The sequence below is a fragment of the Pseudonocardia parietis genome (genome assembly GCF_017876315.1).
Taxonomy (GTDB): Bacteria; Actinomycetota; Actinomycetes; order Mycobacteriales; family Pseudonocardiaceae; genus Pseudonocardia; species Pseudonocardia parietis.
This window is the reverse complement of record NZ_JAGINU010000001.1, coordinates 3,223,008-3,238,995: the sequence shown is the minus strand read 5'-3', so window position 1 is coordinate 3,238,995 and position 15,988 is coordinate 3,223,008. Positions and strand designations below refer to the sequence as shown.

Here is a 15,988-nt window from a genome sequence, read left to right as displayed (position 1 = left end):
GGTCGGTGACGCCAGCTACGTGCTCCGCGGCCGTGGCACCGGCTACTGCTCCCTCTGTGCAGCGGCGAGCACCCGGACTTCCTGCCGTTCACCAACAGGTGGGTCCGCCCGCCTCTCCGGGAGCCGGAGCCCACCGTCGGGCGGGCGGGCTCTCAGCGACCGAGTGGACGGCGCACACGCCAGAACAGGACCACGAGCGCGGCGCTCGCGAGTAGCAGGTGCGCGCCCACCTCCGCCCATGCTGGCGCTCAGCGAAAATGACCAGTTCTGATCGGTGGAAGTGACCACCCTGGCGCGGCCAGAGTAGTGGTCAGGTCGGGGTCATGTGGGTCACCTCCGGGGTGCGGATGTGGGCGGCGCCGGCGGGGACGACGACGGTGATGACGGCCAGCTCGGTGCGGCAGTGCGGGCAGCGTTGGACGCCGTTCGCGGCGGGAACGGCGTGCCCGGGTGGGACGGCGTTCGGGACGGCGTCGGGAACGGCGTGGTCGCCGTTCGGGCTGGTGAGGGCATCGCGCGTGACGGCGTTCGGGGTGTTGAACGAGCCGGGAACGGCGTCCGGGGCGGTGTGCGGGTGGTCGCGGTGATGCGCGGCTCGACAGCGCGAGGAGCAGAACCGGCGGTTGGGGTTGCGTCGGGTCACGGTGACCTGCCGGCCGCAGGCCGGGCAGGGGTGCTCGCCCAGGATGGTCATGATCGGCCCTGCCCGGTCGGGTCGTGCTCGCCGAGCGCCCGCCGGAGTTGGTTACTGCGTTGCTGGTGGGCCCGCATCCGGTAGGAGGGCCCGTCGATGGCGACGACGATGCCCCGGTGCAGCAGCCGGTCGAGCAGCGCGGCGGCCAGCATCGGGTCGGCCAGCCGGTCACCCCAGCTGGCCACTCCGGCGTGGCTGGTCACGATCGTCGACGACTTCAGATAGCGGCGGTTGATCACCTCGAACAGGGCGGCGTTCGCGTCCGGGTCCGGCGCGGTGCGGGAGTAGGCGAACTCGTCGATCACCAGCAGCCGGGGGCCGCAGTAGAACCGCATCGCGGTGGCCCAGCGTCCTTCCAAGGCGGCCTTGCGGCAGCGTTTGGCCAGGTCGGCGGCGGTGGTGAAGTAGACCCGGTGCCCGGCATCGACCGCGGCCCGGGCGAGTGCGACCGCGAGCATCGTCTTGCCGGTGCCGGGTGGACCGACGAACAGGACGTTGCCGGCGTCGTCGAGGAAGCGCAGCGCCGCGAGCTCACGCACGAGTTTCTCGTCGACCCCGGGTTGGGCGGCGAAGTCGAACTCGTCCAGGGTCCAGGAGTGCGGCAGGCAGGCGAACCGCAACCTGCCGGCCAACCGACGGGCCTCGGCGTGGGAGACCTCGAGCCCGAGCAGCCGTTCCATCACCGCGGTGGGCGAGAGCTGCTCGGCGCGGGCGGCGTCGAGCACCCCGGTCAACGCCTCGGCGGCCGTGCCCAGCTTGAGGACCTCCAGGTGAGCGCGCAGCCGCTGATAGGTCGCCGCCTCGCTCGAGCCGTCGGGTTCAGCCTGGTTGACCGCATGGTCGGGCCGGTGGGTGTTCATGAGCTCTCCCGCCCATCCTGTCCGCTGGTCTCGCCGGTGTGGGCGCGTCCGCGCAGCGGGCGGGTGCCGGAGGCGTAGGCGTCGAAGTCGATGACGACCTGCTCGCCGCTGGCCGGGCCGGCCTGGGCGTGGCGGATCCGATCCGCTTCGGCCAGGGCGTCGGCGGTGGGTGGGCGGCGGTGCTTGCGCGGGCAGGGCGCGCGGTCGGTGAACTCGGCGAGCACCACCCGGGTCATGGCGGCGACGTGTTCGTCGAGGCGCACCAGTGCGCCGGCTCCGTCCGGGGACCGCAGGTGATGCGCCAGCGCGACACCGCGTGCGGTGGCGATGTCCAGTGCCGGGGTGCCGAGTTGGTGGCGAACGGTCACGATCTCGCCGGTGTGCCCGGGTGGGATCGAGTAGCGGTTGCCGCGGAACGCGACCAGGGCCTGCTCGGACACGGTGCGCTCGACGCTCAGCACCGCCGGCAGCGGCGCCGGTGCCGCCCGCAACGGCTCGGCCTCGGCCAGCGCGCCCACGGTCGTCTTGCCCCCGTCGGCGTCGGCGCGGCGGCGTCCGTCGAGGCGGGCGCAGATCCGGTCCAGCCCGGCCTGGGCCCCCGCGAGGGTGGTGTCGTCGGCCAGGGTGCGCCACCAGCGTTGGGCGATCACGTGCGCGCTCTTCTCCACCGCGCCCTTGCGCCAGGCGTGCCGCGGCGGGCAGATGTCGATCCCGACCCGGTAGTGCACCGCCACCGGTCCGAAGCTGACCGTGAGCCGGCCCGAGCCGGGATGACACACCGTGGACATCCGGTCGAACCGCCACCGCCGCGTCACCCCGCCGAGACGGCCGACGACCTGGTCGAGGCCTTCGATCAGGTGCGGCTGATCGAGCGACTCGGTGATCCAGCCCCGCCACCGGCTCGAGTGCGCCAGCACCCCGAGCAGCACGAACGCGCTGCCGGCGAACCCCCAGTGCGCGGGCGGGTCGGTCAGCTCCAGGTAGTCCCACTGGGTCTCGGCGCCCGGCGGGTGGGCGATCACCGCCCGCTGGCTGGTCTTGCCCGACCGACACGGCTCGCAGGCCGGGCGCAGCTCCCGGGCGCGCAGCGCGCGCGTGAACGAGGGATACGAGCCCGCATAGCCCAGCGCGGTGACCTCGTCGAACAACGTGGTCGCCCACAGATGCGGGTCCGCACCGAGCCGCAGCCGGCAGTACTCGGCGAACCCCTCGAACGGATCCGGCGCGCTGCGGGCCCGCTGCCCCGGCGTGTGTTCGCCGCTCAGATAGCGGCGCACGGTCACCCGTGTGACGCCCAGATGCCGGGCGATCGCGGAGATCGTCCATCCCTGCGCGCGTAGTGCTTGTGCTTCCACGTACGACTCCCATGCGAGCATCCCGAGTGGGCTCCCTCGACGACTTCCGGCCGGTTCAACCGGAGCGTCGAGGGGGCCCGCCTACTGGTGGTGGATCTCAGTCGGCGGGTCGCAAGGGTGGTCACTTCCACTGATCAGCAGTGGTCACTTTCAGATGAGCGGCGGCACCCAGTGGAGCGGCCATCGGTCGCCGATCGGATGCACGAGCATGAAGCTCCCGTCGACGCCGTGTGCCTGCAGACATTCCACGTCGTCCTGGGTGCAGCCGGTTCCGGTCGAGCCGCTGCGCATCCCGCCGCCGGCGAGGGTGTAGCCCCGGTCGACGACCCACGTGTCCTCGTCGGCGGTCCCGCCGTAGGGCAGCGGGCCGGTACGCAGCTCAGCCGGGACGGCGACGCCCCGCAGGGCCGCCACCGCCACCTCTGTGACGACCACCGCCGCCAGTGTCGACGCGGCTGACGCGAGTACGCGGCGCAGCAGCAGCCCGAGCAGCGCGCCGAGGGCGAACGCGGACAGGGTCCTCGCGAGCGGGATCAGGCCGGTCGCGGCCATGGTGCGGGGGTCGGCCCACGGCTCGGTCGCAGCGAGACCGAGGTACACCGCCGCGACCACACTCACCGCCGCCGCGACAACTGCGCCGCCGACGAGCAGGACCGACGCAGCCCACCGGCGCCGCGACACCGACTGGGTCAGCAGCAGTACGTGCGTCCCACGCTCCAGGTCCCCTGCCAGCAGGGGTGCGCCGACGAACGCACCGGCCAGAGCCGGGGCGGCGAGCATCAGGTAGCCGAAGAAGTCCGCCGCCGGGTTGCCGAGGATGTCGAACGGATCGCGAACCACGGTGTCGACGGTGCCGGTCGCGGCCAGTACCGCGAGCACCAGGCAGTACGTCCCCGCCAAACCCGCGGTGGTGACCAGCGCGGTGCGATGGCGACGCCAGATGACCCAGCTCATCGAGGCCCCTCCCGACGGTCGTCGGTGGTGCGCAGGTAGGTGGTGACCAGCTCGAGCAGGTCCGGTGGGCTCTCCTGCCAGCCCGGCGCCGCGCCGGGCGCCACCCCCCGCACCAGTACGGTCTGGCTACGACCGTGGAGCCGTCGTTCGACGACGACGTCGTGGTCCGCGGACCAGCTGACGGCGCCGGCCGGGCCGAGGAGAACCCGGTGCTCGGTGAGCAGAGCGTCGATGTCGGCGTCGAGCAGGACGTGGCCGCGCTCGAGGAACACCATCCGGTCGCAGGCGTTCTGCAGGTCGTCGATCTCGTGTGAGGCGAGCACCGCGGTCGCACCGGTCTCCGCGACGTGCGCGGTGACCGCGGCCAGTGCCCGGCGCCGGGTGAGCGGGTCGAGTCCGGCCAGTGGCTCGTCGAGCAGCAACAGCTCCGGCCTCGTGCCGAGAACCAGCGCGAGGGCGAGCACGGCCCGCTGCCCGGCCGACAGCTCGGACGCGCGGCGTCTGCGGGGCAGCGGCCCGGTGAGGTCGGCCGCACGGGCGTCGTCCCAGCGTCGCGGGTTCAGCGCCGCGCCGAGGCGCAGGGTCTCGGCGACGGTGAAGTCCCCGATCAGCGGCCTGACCTGGCTGAGATAGCTCACCGCCGGGTGCGGACCACCCGGGCGCACCGGCTCACCGAGCACCTCGGCGCTGCCCTCGGACACGCTCTCGAGTCCGGCCAACAGACCGAGCAGCGTGGACTTCCCGGCGCCGGGCGCGCCGGTCAGCGCGACCACGGATCCGGGCTCGACGACGATCGAACAGTCACGCAGGGCCCACGCCTCGCCGTACCGCTGGCCCAGTCCCCTGGTGCGCAGGACACAGGTTCCGCTGCTGGTCATGGCTCCCCCAGTTCGTAGTGTCGGTCGAGGGCAGCACGGACCAGTGCCTCGGACTCCTCCCGGGACAACCCGTCCGCGACGGCGCGGGCCGCCCAGCCCTCGATCTCGGCCCGCAGCGGCGAGCTCGCCGCGGGGCCTGCGGCGACGGCGTCGGACCGGATGAACGTCCCGACGCCCCGCTTGGCCTCGACCAGCCCGTCGCGCTCCAGCTCCCGGTAGGCCTTGAGCACGGTGTTCGGGTTGATCGCGGTAGCCTCGACGACCTCACGAGCTGCCGGCAGTTGGTCTCCCGCCTGCAGCACACCGAGCAGCAGTGCCTCTTTCGTCTGCCGGACGATCTGCAGGTAGGCAGCCACGCCGGAGCGCCGGTCGATCCGGTATTCGATCACCGCTGTCTCCTCCGGGCGGCCTGCTGCCGCGTCGTGCGGGTCGGCCGACGCTCACCGGAGCCCCCTCCACCCCGAGAACGTCGACCGGGGCTCAGGCGATGATCCCGCAGTTCAGTCGCGGCTCCGGTGAGGCGGGCCCGACGTCGCAGAAGGTACGCAGCCCCGGGTTGTAGAGCGGGTACTCCCCGATGTAGCGGCCACCCTCGGAGATCACCAGCCGCGTGTAACCACCCTCCTCGGTCGGGATGTCGACCCAACCGCCGGCCGGCACCCGGAACGTGGCCCCCTCACCGCGGGCGTTCAACGCGGTCGCCTCGATCGGCCCGGCCTGTGAGGTCACCGTCATCGGCGTCGGGTCGGTGGCTGCCGGTGGATCGGCGAGCGCCGTGCCGGTGATACCGCCGGTCGCGATGGCGATCGCCATCGCGACCGCGCCGACGGCCATGTGTCGTGGACGCATCTTGACTCCCCCATCGAATCGCATCTAACTTTCACTAGTTAACTAGTGAAAGCCTTCAGATGCAACCCCTCCCGTCCGCGACGGCTTGCACGTCCGCCCTGGCCTCAGCTCGAACCGCCAGGAACGGTCGTTGACCAGCCGGGGTAGCCGGTGTGGCCTTCTCGGGCACAGGCGGTCAGGCCATGGTGACCTTCGCCGCGATGGCGCTGGCGGTGCTGCAAGGAATGGCTGGCCGCCGTCGCGCGGGCCGGGGACACGCCGAACGGAAGTTCCGCCGGGCGCCCGTGACCGCCGCGGCTCAGGCAATGGCCGCCGCGCGGCCAGTCCGCAGCTGGCTCACCACAGCCAGCGTCGCCGTCACCGCCAGCACGGCCAGCCGGACGAACAGCGGCGGCAGCGCGTGACCCAGCGGCAGCGCCACCAGCCCGATCACCACCAGCGCCCCGGCCGCGACGTAGCGGTCCCGGGTGACCGTTCCAGTGCGCGAGCGCAGAAACAGGATGTTGCCGACAAGGTCGATCAGGGGGCCGCCGACAGTGGTGAGCACCAGTGCCGGACCGGTCTCGGCGTGGGTGATGCGTAGCTCGATCGACACCGCGGCGACGATCGCCCCGGCCACCCTCAGCGCGTGTGCGTAGGCGAAAGCGAACCGCAGCGCGGCGGTGCTGCCGTCGCCCCGGCCGCTGACCGCGGTGCCGTGGCCGGCCAGGGCGAAGTAGGCCCACCACAGCACGAACAGCCCGACGAAACCGAGCACAGTCGTCAGCAGCGCCGACGCGGTCACCTCCGCCATACGGGCGGGCAGGTTGCTCGAGGGCTTCGACCAGCCGTTGCTGTGGGAGCGCGCCGGCTGAGCACTCGCCGCGAGCGGGCCGGTTGACGAGGAGTTGAAGGCCGTCGACGGGCGGACTCTGGACACGACCATGACGGCGATCAACGAGGGTGGTGAGGTCCTCGGTGTGCTCGTCCAGATCCGGCCGTGCGGTGACCGCCGCCCGCACCACGCGCGGTCAGCGGCCTCGACGGGCGAGCACACCCCAGATCTGATCGGCGCCCCACTCCGCTCGGCGTTCCGCACCGGCCGCGACGCCGCCGAGCACAGCATCGTCCTGATCAGCGGCGAGCAGGGCGTCGGGAAGACGACCCTGGCCCGGTCGATCCATCTGGCGAGCCCGAGGGGGAGCTGCCATCGAGTGACCCCTTTACCGTCGCCCGACGCGCCGTCGACCCCCGCCGGCCCGAGCGCCGAACAACACCCGAAACACGGACCAGACAGCGCCGACCGCATCGAAGCGTGACGTACTGCACTCAAATCCTGGAGCAGAAGCCTGACAACATTTCACCCGCCCGAACCCCGTGCTCCAGATTTGCTCCAGATTGGGACCACAGTGGACTCGAACAAGATCACTTAAGATAATCATTCGACGATCACGAATCGGCGGGTTGCCGCAGGTCAGACATGCAAAAGGCGGTGCCACCGAATGGTGACACCGCCTTGTTCAGACCGTCGGGACGACAGGATTTGAACCTGCGACCCCTTGACCCCCAGTCAAGTGCGCTACCAAGCTGCGCCACGTCCCGGCCACCCCTTGCGGGGCAAGAAGAGACTACCGCACGCCACGCTCCGGGACGCCGGGGGTGCCGTCCACCGAGTCGATGCTTCGCACCATCGCGACGGCCTCCAGCTGCGACCCCACACCGAGCTTCGCGAGGACCGCCCGCACCTGGGTCCGGACGGTCGGCAGGGACACCACGAAGTGGTGCGCGATCGCCTGCACGCGCATCCCGGAGGCGAGCAGGTCGAGCACCTCACGCTCGCGGCGGGTGAGGGTATCGAGCTTGGCCCGGACGGCGCGCTGGCGCCGGTCCCACTCGAGGTATCGGCGGACGAGCTCCTCGCGCCGGTCCGGTGCCAGCAGGGACCGGCCGGCGCGGGCCTCGCGGACGCTCGCGAACAGGGTCGGCATCGACGCCGCCTTGGAGACCCAGGTGAAGCCGCCGTGGTGCAGCGCCGCACCGATCCGCAGCGGGTTCGAGCTGCCCGACAGCACCAGGATCCGCCAGCCGGCCGCACGCAGGCCGGGGATCAGCGGGATCGTGTCGACCCGGCGTCCATGCTGGTCACGACCGAGATCGAGGTCGAGTACCAGCAATCCGGGGGCGACCCCGTCGACGGCTGCGTGCACGTCGTGCTCGGAGTGGACCGGCCGGTAACGCGCCTGGACGCCGTCGCGCTGCAGCGCATTGGCCAGCGAGGTACCGACGAGTTCGTGGTCGTCGAGGATCAGCACGGTCCGGCTCGTGAGCGGCCCCCCGACGTCCGCCGTCCGTGACGACGACACCCGCCCGTCCCCCACACGGGCGGGTGTCATCTCGGGGCTCCCATCGCGAGGAGCCCCCGTCCGATGAGCGCGGTGCGCCGGTCCAGGGCGTCGACCTCGCGCTCGTACTCCGTGGGCCGCGACCGCTGCTCCCACAGCTCGAGGGCCTGCCGCCAGGCGATCTGGCGGGCCAGCACCGCAGGGACGTCGGCGAGCGCGTCGTCCGGCTGCCGGACCCCGCGCTGCTCGATCAGTGTGGTCACGTGCCGCGCGACGACGTCGTTGACGGCCCGGTAGTCGGCTCGCTCCACCGGGCCGGGAGCGCTGCGACCGAGCACCGTGCACGTCCGGACGACCGCGGGGGCGAGGTCGAAGTTCACGTGTGCGTTGACCCCGACGACGGCGTACCGCACCGCGGTGATCCCCTCGTCCGACCGCCGGTCGAGCAGGACCGCCCAGGCACGGGGCACACCGCGACCGGTGCTGTCGGCGAGCAGCGCCCGGAAGTAGCGGCCTGCGAACTCGACGTCGAGGCGGACCAGGAAGTCCTTGTCGGAGACGGCCTCGTCGTCGAGCTGGGCCCGGATGTCGCGGGTGATCCGCAGGTAGAGGCGGTTGAAGCAGGCGATGCCGTCCTGCGGGCCGTACCCCTGCTCCAGGATCTCCTGCAACCGCTCGAGGTGCGAGACCACGCCGTCGACGTCCTCGGGCGCGGCGGCGAGCAGTGTGGCGACCCGGCCCCGGCCCCGGGGTGGACCGGCATCCGGCCCGCCCGGCGGGCGCTCGATCATCGTGGTCACCAGGGCCTCCTGCGCTCTCGGTGCAGGCCTACAGCCTCACCGATCCGAGCGGCCCCGCCATCGGTCGAATGGCCTACGAACGCGCGTTAGGGCGCCCTACTCGGCCCGCTCCGGCTCCGGGACGTGCCGCCGCAGGACGCCGGCGGCCTGGGTCCGGTTGGTCACGCCGAGCTTGGCGAAGATCCGCGCGAGGTGTGCGGCGACCGTCTTCGGGGCGATGAACAGCCGGGCGGCGATCTCCTTGTTCGTCGCGCCTGCGGCCAGCACCTCGAGGACCTCGAGCTCGCGACCGGTGAGCGTGGACAACGGGTCGTCCACCGGCGACGGCGGCGGGGACGATGCCGGTGCCGGCCGGGCGTTCCCGGAGGGCAGGTCGGGCACCACGATCCGGGCCCGGCGGGCCACCGCGGCGATCTCCGCGAGCAGCGGTGCGGCCCGCAGCGCCTGCGCGCCCGCCGCGGCGCGGGCCAGCTCGGCGGCCCCGGTCGCCCGCCGTCCGCCGAGCAGTGCCTCCGCGCTGCGCAACCGGGCGTACGCCGTCGGGTACGGCTGGCCCAGGCGCTCCAGCAGGTCCGCCACGTCGCCCCACGTCTCGGGACCGGCGCCGGCGGTGATCCGGGCGTCCTCGGCGGTGCACATCGCCTCGTAGGTCGCGAGCACGCCGCGCAACGCCGGATCGGAGCGGTCCGCGCGGTCGATCAGCTCGCGACGGTGCCGGCGCAGCCGCCGCAGCCCGCCCGCGTCGGGGGTACGACCCGCGATGACGGCCTCGGCGTACGCCCGGGCGCCGTGCCAGAGCAGCGGGGCGACCGCCCAGACGTCGTCGATCCCGGACTCGACGACGTCGAGGCCCGCCCCGACGTGCGCGAACGCGACCTCCGGACGGCCGCGCCACATCTCCAGGCCGGCCCGCAGGATCAACAGCGGCAGCCGCAGCTTCGGCAGACCCGTCGAACCGGCGACGAGTTCGACCGCCGCCAGGTCCTGCTCGGAACCGTCGAGATCGCCGCGCCCCATCCGCAGCCGTGCCCTCGCCAGCCGCAGCTCGATCATCTCGGCTCCGGCCGGTCCGGCCGCCCACGCCAGCGTCACCTCCTGCTCGCCCTCGTCCCAGGCTCCCTTGCGGAACAGCCCGTTGGCCGCCAGCGCGCGCAGCGACACCGACGCCGTGCGGCCCAGCCCCAGCTCGGCCATCCGCTCGGCGCCGGCCCGGGCCGCGGCCACGCCGTCGTCCAGGGCGTTGAGCGGGCCGGAGAGCAGCTCGGCCCGGCGCAGCAGGCACTCCCCCAGCGTCGCCGGATCGCCGGTCGCCTCGGCGATGGCGACGGCCTCGGACAGCGCCTCGAGCCCGGCCTCGCCGTCGCGGGTGTAGGCCGCGCCGAACCCGAGCACGCCGAGCACCGATGCCAGGACCCGCGGTTCACCGACCCGCCTGGCCGGTTCGAGCGCCTCCTGCGCGACCGTGCGTGCGGCGACGAAGTCGGCCCGCGCGAGCAGCGCCGCCGCGTAGCCGGCGAGCACCTCGGCGCGGGCGGCATCGGCGGGGTCGACCGGCATCACGTCCGCGCGCGGGCCCGGGGTGCCGGAGTCGGACGCCACCGCCGCGGCGACCGGCCCACCCCCCGGGGGCAGGGCGGTCGCCGCGCGCCGGTATGCCTCCTCGGCCTCCCCGGCCTGCCCGGCGGACATCAGATAACGGCCCAGCCGTGCCCGCAGCACCGCCTCCTCCAGCCCGGTCGGGGCGTCCGGGTCGGCCATCCGCTCGGACAGCAGCGCCACCGCCGAGTCGTGGTCGCCGGCGAGTTCCGCGGCCCCGGCCGCCCGCTCCAGGTAGCCGCCGCGGGCGGCCGCCGCACCCGGAACGGGCAACGTCGCGGCCCGCAGCCAGTGCCGGTGCGCCTCGGCGTAGCCGTGCAGGCGCTCGGCCTCCTCCGCCGCCGCGACGGCCGCCGTGAGCGCCTCCGCCGGGTGCCCGGCCTTCTGCCAGTGGTGCGCCAGCCGGGCCGCCGTGCCGGGGACGTCGCACCCGGACAGCGCGCGGGCGTAGCGGCCGTGCAGCTCGATCCGTTCCGCCGGCAGCAGGTCCCCCGCGACGACCTCGCTCATCAGTCCGTGCCGCAGCGCGTAGCTGTCGCCACCGGTGACGACGACGAACCCGGCGTCGACGGCCTCCCGGACCGCCACCGCCAGTTCCGCCCCGGGACGGTCGAGGACGGCGGCGAGCAGCACGTGCTCGACGACGCCGACACCGGCCGCCACGGTGCGCACGACGTCGTGGGCCGCGGGCGACAGTCCCGCCGTGCCGGCACGGACCAGCTCACGCACGGTCTGCGGCACCCCGCGCGGGTCACCGCCGAGCACCGCGCGCACGGTCTCCTCGGCCAGGAACACGTTGCCCGCGGAGTGCCGCCACACCAGCGGCTCGAGATCGGGCCGGTCCGGGACCCAGATCCCGAGCAGCTCGGCGAGCTCTCCCCGGGACAGCGGTTCGACCTGCCGGAACGTGACCGAGCGGTGCCGGCGCAGCTCGGTGGCCAGCGGGAGCAACGCCGCCGGCACACCACCGCCGGGATCGTCGCGGTAGGTACCGACCAGCAGGACCGGCTCGGTCGCGAGGCCGGCCAGCAGGTAGGCGAACAGGTCACGTGTGGAGCGGTCGGACCAGTGCAGGTCGTCGACGACGAGGACCACCGGTGCCGTGTGCGCCGCCCGCCCGACGAGTGCGCCCAGCTCACCGAGCATCCCGACCCGGTCCCCGGCGACGCCGTTGGTCCCGTCGAGCCGGTCGAGGGCCTCGCCGAACACGCGGGCAGCGGGGCCCGACCCGGCCCGGACGTGGTCCCGCAGTGCCGAGACCACCGGCCAGAACGACGGCGCGTCGGCGATGTCCAGCGCCCGCCCGGTCAGGACGGTGGCGCCACCGGTGGCCGCCAGCCGGCCGAACTCGCCGACCAGCCGGGTCTTGCCCACCCCGGCGTCCCCGCCGAGCAGCACCGCGGACGCGCCCTGCTCGGCCGTCCGGCGCAGTGCGGCGCCCAGCAGCTCGAGTTCGGCGGTGCGGCCGTGGAACGCGCGCCGCGCCGGTGTGGTGGTCACCCGGAAGAGGCTAATGACACCGCAATCACCGATCCAGGTACATAGGACCCGTACCGGCGTGCTCGGCCAGTGCCCACCGGGCGACGAGGATGCTCAGCCACGCGTACACCCGGGCGTCGGGCTCACAGCCGCTGCCGTTCCACGGGTGCATCATGTCGGCGTACCAGGACGCCTCGGTGCGCGCGTCGACGACCAGTGCGTCGCCCCCGGCGCGGGCCAGCGCGATCTCGCACGCCGCGCGCACGCGCCAGACCCACCACCGCTCGAGCACCCTCACGTCAGCGCACTCGGTACCGGGGTCCGCACGGTTACACCTGCGCCCCGGCGGTGTCGCAGAGATCGAGAACCACCTTCCCGACGACGCCGCCGGACCGGAGACGGTCAGCAGCGGCGGCGGCATCGGCGAACGGGACGACGCGGTCGACGGTGGCATGGACCCGGCCGTCCGCAAGGAGCTCGAGGGCCGGCATCAACGCCCCGGCGACCGCGGCGCGTTCGTCGGCGGACCGGACGCTGAACGTCGTCCCGATCAACCGGAGCCTGCGGAACGAGAGGGTGTTCAGGTCGAGCAGCGCGGTCCGCCCGGCGAGCCGTCCGATCTGGACGACGGTGCCGCCGATCCGGACGCCGGCCAGCGCCGTGGCGAGGTGGTCACCCCCTACCAGGTCGAGCACGACGTCCACGCCGGAGGCGGAGCGCAGCTCGTCGAGACCGACCAGCGGGGTCGCACCGGCGGCGGCGACCGCATCGCGCTTGGCCTCCGACGTCGTCGTCGCCAGCACCGGGGACGCCCCGAGTGCGGCGGCCAGCCGGATCGCGACCTGCCCGACCCCGGTCGTCCCACCGAGCACCAGCACCGACCCGCCGGTGAACCCGGCCTGGGTGACGAGCGCGTCGTGCACGGTCTCGAGTGCCACCGGCAGAGCCGCGGCGTCGGTCCAGCCGAGCCCGGCCGGGATCGGCAGCGTGCGCCGCGCGTCGACGACGACGTAGTCGGCGAACGCGGCCTGCGCGGTCGCGAAGACCCGGTCACCGAGGCCGCGGCCGGTGGTGTTCACCGTTCCCGGGCCGGCGGCGACCACCTCACCGGCGAGCTCCATGCCCGCGGTGTAGGCACCGTCGGCGTCGGCGTACGGCACCGGGTACCCACCGGAGAGCGCGAGCAGGTCGGCGCGGTTCAGCCCCGCCGCCCGCACCCGGACCAGCAGCTCACCCGGCCCGGGCTCGGGCACCGGCAGCTCGCCGAGCTCCCAGGCACGGGCTCCCGGGCGGCCACGCAGCGCGCGCATCACGACCTGCGCGGGCGCTTCTCGCGCACCCGGACCGACACACGGATCGGGGTGCCGGCGAAATCGAACTCCTCGCGCAGCTTCCGCTCGACGAACCGGCGGTAGCCCGCCTCCAGGAACCCGGAGCTGAACAGCACGAACGTCGGCGGGCGGGTCTGCGCCTGCGTCGCGAACATGATCTTCGGCTGCTTCCCGCCGCGGACCGGCGGCGGAGTGGCCGCGACCAGGTCGCTGAGCCACTGGTTGAGCCGGCCGGTCGGCACGCGGGTGTCCCAGGACTGCAGCGCGCGGCGCAGCGCGGGCGCGACCCGCTGGGTGGACCGTCCGGTCAGCGCGGACAGATTGACCCGCTCCGCCCAGCGGACGCTGATCAGGTCGCGCTCGAGCTCACGGGTGAGCTGGTAGCGGCGCTCCTCGTCGACCAGGTCCCACTTGTTGAACAGGATCACCAGCGCGCGACCGGACTCGGCCACCATCGTCAGGATCCGCTGGTCCTGCTCGGCGATCGGCTCGGAGGCGTCGATCAGCACCAGCGCGACCTCGGCCGCCTCGATCGCCGAACTCGTCCGCAGGGACGCGTAGTACTCCATGCCGGAGGCCATCTTGACCCGCTTGCGCAGGCCCGCGGTGTCGACGAAGCGGAACACCTCGCCGTCCAGGTCGACCAGGGAGTCGACCGGGTCGACCGTGGTGCCGGCGACGTCGTGCACGACCGACCGCACCTCACCGGCGAGCTTGTTGAGCAGGCTGGACTTGCCGACGTTCGGCTTGCCGACCAGGGCGACCCGGCGTGGTCCGCCACCGGAGGCACCGAAGTCCTCCCGCGGGGTCTCGGGCAGCACCTCGAGCACCGCGTCCAGCAGATCGCCGGAGCCGCGGCCGTGCAGACCGGACACCGGGTGCGGCTCCCCCAGCCCGAGCCGCCACAGTTCGGCGGTGTCGGAGGTGAGACGGTCGTCGTCGACCTTGGTGGCGGCCAGCAGGACGGGGATGTCCGCGCGGCGCAGGACCCGGGCGACCGCCTGGTCCGTGGCGGTGGCCCCGACCGAGGCGTCCACCACGAGCAGGACGGCGTCGGCGGTCCGCATCGCGGTCTCGGCCTGCTGGGCGACGACGGCCTGCAGGCCCGCGGCGTCCGGCTCCCAGCCGCCGGTGTCCATCAGCTTGAACCGGCGGCCGTTCCACAGGGCGTCGTAGACGACGCGGTCGCGGGTCACCCCCGGGATGTCCTGCACGACCGCCTCCCGGCGGCCCAGCATCCGGTTGACCAGCGTGGACTTGCCCACGTTGGGGCGTCCGACGACGGCCAGGGTCGGGGTGGCCAGCACCTCGTCCGGGTCGATGCCGGCCGCGACACGCCCCTCGTCGTCGACGGCGACGAACTCGGCGGGGTCCAGCCCCAGCCGATCCATCTCCGCCCGGTCGGCGGCGTCACCGATCTCGATGCCGTGGTTCTCGCTCACTCGTTCACTCACGTCCCGGCCGGTCGCGCCGGCCCATTGTTCTCCAGTTCGCGGACCAGGGTCCGCAGTGCCGCGGCGACGTCCTCGGTCGCTGCGGCCAGTCCGTCCCGCCCGGGGAGCGACGGTGCCGGGAGCGGCTCGCCCACCAGCACGTCCACCCGGGGACGGAACCGGCGCCCCGCCCCGTCCGGGCGACGGGTGCCACGTACCGCCACGGGGAGCACCGGTGCTCCGGCCGAGCGGGCCAGCCAGGCGGCGCCCTGCCGGGCGGCCGCCACGTCGCCGATGCCGCGGGTCCCCTCCGGGAACACCGCCACCATGCCGCCGTCGCGGAGCACGTCCAGTGCCGCCGTCAGCGGCCGCCGATCGATCTCCCCCCGGCGGACCGGGAGCTGTCCCATCGCCGGGAGCAGCACCTTCAGCGGCCCGACGAACATCTCCGCCTTCACCAGGAACACCACCCGGCGGCCGAACATGCCGAACAGCAACGGCCCGTCGACGAGCGCGCTGTGATTCGCGACGAGCACCACCGGGCCGTCCGCCGGGACCCGGTCGAGGTTCAGCGTCCGCACCCGGAAGAACGGGACCCAGAGCCAGGACCCGACCCACCGGGCGAGGTCGTGCATCCACCCGAGGGCTCCCTCCGGCAGCGCACGCGCCCGGCTCACCCGTCCAGCCCCCGCTCCGCGACCAGCGCACACAGCTTGTCCAGTACCGCGTCCGCCGAGAGCCGGTCGGTGTCGAGCACCAGGGCGTCGGCCGCCGCGTAGAGCGGGGAGACCCGCCGCGACGAGTCGAGCCGGTCGCGGCGCTCGACGTCGGCGAGGGTGACGTGCAGGTCGGACTGCCGCCCGGCCTTCGCGTCCTGCCGGCCGCGCCGCGCCGCGCGGACCTCCGGCGACGCCGTCAGGTACACCTTCAGCGGCGCCTCCGGCACCACCACGGTACCGATGTCGCGGCCTTCGACGACGATCCCGCCACCGTCCTCGACCGCGGACCGGATCAGCGCGTGCTGGCGGGCGACCAGCTCGGTGCGGACCTCGGGGACGGCGGAGACCGCGGAGACGAAGCCGGTGACCCCCGGACCGCGGATCTCGGCGGAGATGTCCTCGCCGTCGAGGGTGATCGTCGGTGTGGCGGGGTCGGTACCGGACTCCATCCGCGCGCCCGCCGCGGCCGCCGCGATCTCGGCGGCCGGCGAGTCCTCGGTCAGGCCGGCCCGCAGCGCCGCCAGCGTCGCGGCCCGGTACATCGCGCCGGTGTCGAGGTAGGCCGCCGAGCAGGCCTTCGCCAGCCGCCGCGAGACGGTCGACTTGCCCGTCCCGGACGGACCGTCCATCGCGACGACGCCCCGCAAGGCCACCTGTCCCCCATGTTAAGTCGTGCCGGTCTTCCGATCGGCATTCTCGCCGGTCCCGCGTGGCGCCCC

17 protein-coding genes and 1 tRNA gene are annotated in these 15,988 nt (G+C 73.7%); 1 reads left to right on the top strand and 17 read right to left on the bottom strand.

Annotation, left to right across the window (positions count from 1 at the left end):
• Positions 1 to 310: 310 nt before the first annotated feature.
• The 8 genes from yacG to JOF36_RS38980 form a co-directional block, all read right to left on the bottom strand.
• Positions 311 to 694, bottom strand: a complete 384-nt coding sequence (yacG, locus tag JOF36_RS15375) for a DNA gyrase inhibitor YacG (RefSeq protein ID WP_210027528.1) — start codon at positions 692 to 694, stop codon at positions 311 to 313.
• A complete protein-coding gene (gene istB / locus JOF36_RS15370; protein WP_210027527.1) occupies positions 691 to 1,554 on the bottom strand; it encodes an IS21-like element helper ATPase IstB in 864 nt (287 codons plus the stop codon). The genes yacG and istB overlap by 4 nt, the downstream gene beginning before the upstream one ends.
• Positions 1,551 to 2,930 (bottom strand): Mu transposase domain-containing protein, encoded by a 1,380-nt coding sequence (locus JOF36_RS15365; protein WP_210027526.1) that lies wholly within the window; start codon positions 2,928 to 2,930, stop codon positions 1,551 to 1,553. The genes istB and JOF36_RS15365 overlap by 4 nt, the downstream gene beginning before the upstream one ends.
• A gap of 129 nt (positions 2,931 to 3,059) precedes the next feature.
• Positions 3,060 to 3,863 carry an ABC-2 membrane transporter-related protein gene (locus JOF36_RS15360; protein ID WP_210027525.1) on the bottom strand — a complete coding sequence of 268 codons (804 nt, stop codon included), beginning with the start codon at positions 3,861 to 3,863 and terminating at the stop codon, positions 3,060 to 3,062.
• On the bottom strand, positions 3,860 to 4,741 hold the full coding sequence (locus JOF36_RS15355; protein ID WP_210027524.1) for an ATP-binding cassette domain-containing protein: 882 nt from the start codon (positions 4,739 to 4,741) through the stop codon (positions 3,860 to 3,862). The genes JOF36_RS15360 and JOF36_RS15355 overlap by 4 nt, the downstream gene beginning before the upstream one ends.
• Entirely contained in the window at positions 4,738 to 5,130 is a 393-nt protein-coding gene (locus JOF36_RS15350; RefSeq protein ID WP_210027521.1) for a GntR family transcriptional regulator, read from the bottom strand. Before JOF36_RS15350 ends, JOF36_RS15355 begins: the two co-directional genes overlap by 4 nt.
• Before the next feature lie 91 nt (positions 5,131 to 5,221).
• Positions 5,222 to 5,590, bottom strand: a complete 369-nt coding sequence (locus JOF36_RS15345; RefSeq protein WP_210027520.1) for a hypothetical protein — start codon at positions 5,588 to 5,590, stop codon at positions 5,222 to 5,224.
• A 298-nt stretch (positions 5,591 to 5,888) separates the two neighbouring features.
• Positions 5,889 to 6,383, bottom strand: coding sequence for a low temperature requirement protein A (locus JOF36_RS38980; protein WP_245350846.1), 495 nt, complete (start codon positions 6,381 to 6,383; stop codon positions 5,889 to 5,891).
• A 130-nt stretch (positions 6,384 to 6,513) separates the two neighbouring features.
• Here JOF36_RS38980 and JOF36_RS38975 point away from each other — a divergent pair, with 130 nt between their 5' ends.
• A complete protein-coding gene (locus JOF36_RS38975) occupies positions 6,514 to 6,888 on the top strand; it encodes a sigma 54-interacting transcriptional regulator (RefSeq protein WP_245350845.1) in 375 nt (124 codons plus the stop codon).
• A gap of 209 nt (positions 6,889 to 7,097) precedes the next feature.
• Here JOF36_RS38975 and JOF36_RS15335 read toward each other — a convergent pair.
• The 9 genes from JOF36_RS15335 to cmk form a co-directional block, all read right to left on the bottom strand.
• Positions 7,098 to 7,171: transfer RNA gene (locus JOF36_RS15335), tRNA-Pro, on the bottom strand.
• A 26-nt stretch (positions 7,172 to 7,197) separates the two neighbouring features.
• On the bottom strand, positions 7,198 to 7,962 hold the full coding sequence (locus JOF36_RS15330; RefSeq protein WP_245350844.1) for a LuxR C-terminal-related transcriptional regulator: 765 nt from the start codon (positions 7,960 to 7,962) through the stop codon (positions 7,198 to 7,200).
• Positions 7,959 to 8,702 (bottom strand): DUF5995 family protein, encoded by a 744-nt coding sequence (locus tag JOF36_RS15325; protein WP_245351995.1) that lies wholly within the window; start codon positions 8,700 to 8,702, stop codon positions 7,959 to 7,961. Before JOF36_RS15325 ends, JOF36_RS15330 begins: the two co-directional genes overlap by 4 nt.
• Before the next feature lie 105 nt (positions 8,703 to 8,807).
• On the bottom strand, positions 8,808 to 11,807 hold the full coding sequence (locus tag JOF36_RS40880) for an ATP-binding protein (RefSeq protein ID WP_210027517.1): 3,000 nt from the start codon (positions 11,805 to 11,807) through the stop codon (positions 8,808 to 8,810).
• A 25-nt stretch (positions 11,808 to 11,832) separates the two neighbouring features.
• Positions 11,833 to 12,084 carry a hypothetical protein gene (locus JOF36_RS15315; protein ID WP_210027516.1) on the bottom strand — a complete coding sequence of 84 codons (252 nt, stop codon included), beginning with the start codon at positions 12,082 to 12,084 and terminating at the stop codon, positions 11,833 to 11,835.
• A 31-nt stretch (positions 12,085 to 12,115) separates the two neighbouring features.
• On the bottom strand, positions 12,116 to 13,096 hold the full coding sequence (locus JOF36_RS15310; protein ID WP_245350843.1) for a zinc-binding dehydrogenase: 981 nt from the start codon (positions 13,094 to 13,096) through the stop codon (positions 12,116 to 12,118).
• Positions 13,096 to 14,508 (bottom strand): ribosome biogenesis GTPase Der, encoded by a 1,413-nt coding sequence (der, locus tag JOF36_RS15305; RefSeq protein ID WP_245351993.1) that lies wholly within the window; start codon positions 14,506 to 14,508, stop codon positions 13,096 to 13,098. Before der ends, JOF36_RS15310 begins: the two co-directional genes overlap by 1 nt.
• 59 nt (positions 14,509 to 14,567) lie before the next feature.
• The gene (locus tag JOF36_RS15300) at positions 14,568 to 15,227 is read right to left on the bottom strand and encodes a lysophospholipid acyltransferase family protein (RefSeq protein WP_372447383.1); all 660 of its coding nucleotides are present in this window, start codon (positions 15,225 to 15,227) and stop codon (positions 14,568 to 14,570) included.
• Positions 15,224 to 15,898 (bottom strand): (d)CMP kinase, encoded by a 675-nt coding sequence (cmk, locus tag JOF36_RS15295; RefSeq protein ID WP_210035684.1) that lies wholly within the window; start codon positions 15,896 to 15,898, stop codon positions 15,224 to 15,226. Before cmk ends, JOF36_RS15300 begins: the two co-directional genes overlap by 4 nt.
• Positions 15,899 to 15,988 lie beyond the last annotated feature (90 nt).

Coding starts and splice junctions, on each gene's coding strand:
- yacG (WP_210027528.1), bottom strand. CDS start 694: ATGACCATCCTGGGCGAGCACCCCTGCCCGGCCTGCGGCCGGCAGGTC.
- istB (WP_210027527.1), bottom strand. CDS start 1,554: ATGAACACCCACCGGCCCGACCATGCGGTCAACCAGGCTGAACCCGAC.
- JOF36_RS15365 (WP_210027526.1), bottom strand. CDS start 2,930: ATGCTCGCATGGGAGTCGTACGTGGAAGCACAAGCACTACGCGCGCAG.
- JOF36_RS15360 (WP_210027525.1), bottom strand. CDS start 3,863: ATGAGCTGGGTCATCTGGCGTCGCCATCGCACCGCGCTGGTCACCACC.
- JOF36_RS15355 (WP_210027524.1), bottom strand. CDS start 4,741: ATGACCAGCAGCGGAACCTGTGTCCTGCGCACCAGGGGACTGGGCCAG.
- JOF36_RS15345 (WP_210027520.1), bottom strand. CDS start 5,590: ATGCGTCCACGACACATGGCCGTCGGCGCGGTCGCGATGGCGATCGCC.
- JOF36_RS38980 (WP_245350846.1), bottom strand. CDS start 6,383: ATGGCGGAGGTGACCGCGTCGGCGCTGCTGACGACTGTGCTCGGTTTC.
- JOF36_RS38975 (WP_245350845.1), top strand. CDS start 6,514: ATGACGGCGATCAACGAGGGTGGTGAGGTCCTCGGTGTGCTCGTCCAG.
- JOF36_RS15330 (WP_245350844.1), bottom strand. CDS start 7,962: ATGACACCCGCCCGTGTGGGGGACGGGCGGGTGTCGTCGTCACGGACG.
- JOF36_RS15325 (WP_245351995.1), bottom strand. CDS start 8,702: ATGATCGAGCGCCCGCCGGGCGGGCCGGATGCCGGTCCACCCCGGGGC.
- JOF36_RS15310 (WP_245350843.1), bottom strand. CDS start 13,096: ATGCGCGCGCTGCGTGGCCGCCCGGGAGCCCGTGCCTGGGAGCTCGGC.
- der (WP_245351993.1), bottom strand. CDS start 14,508: ATGGATCGGCTGGGGCTGGACCCCGCCGAGTTCGTCGCCGTCGACGAC.
- cmk (WP_210035684.1), bottom strand. CDS start 15,898: ATGGACGGTCCGTCCGGGACGGGCAAGTCGACCGTCTCGCGGCGGCTG.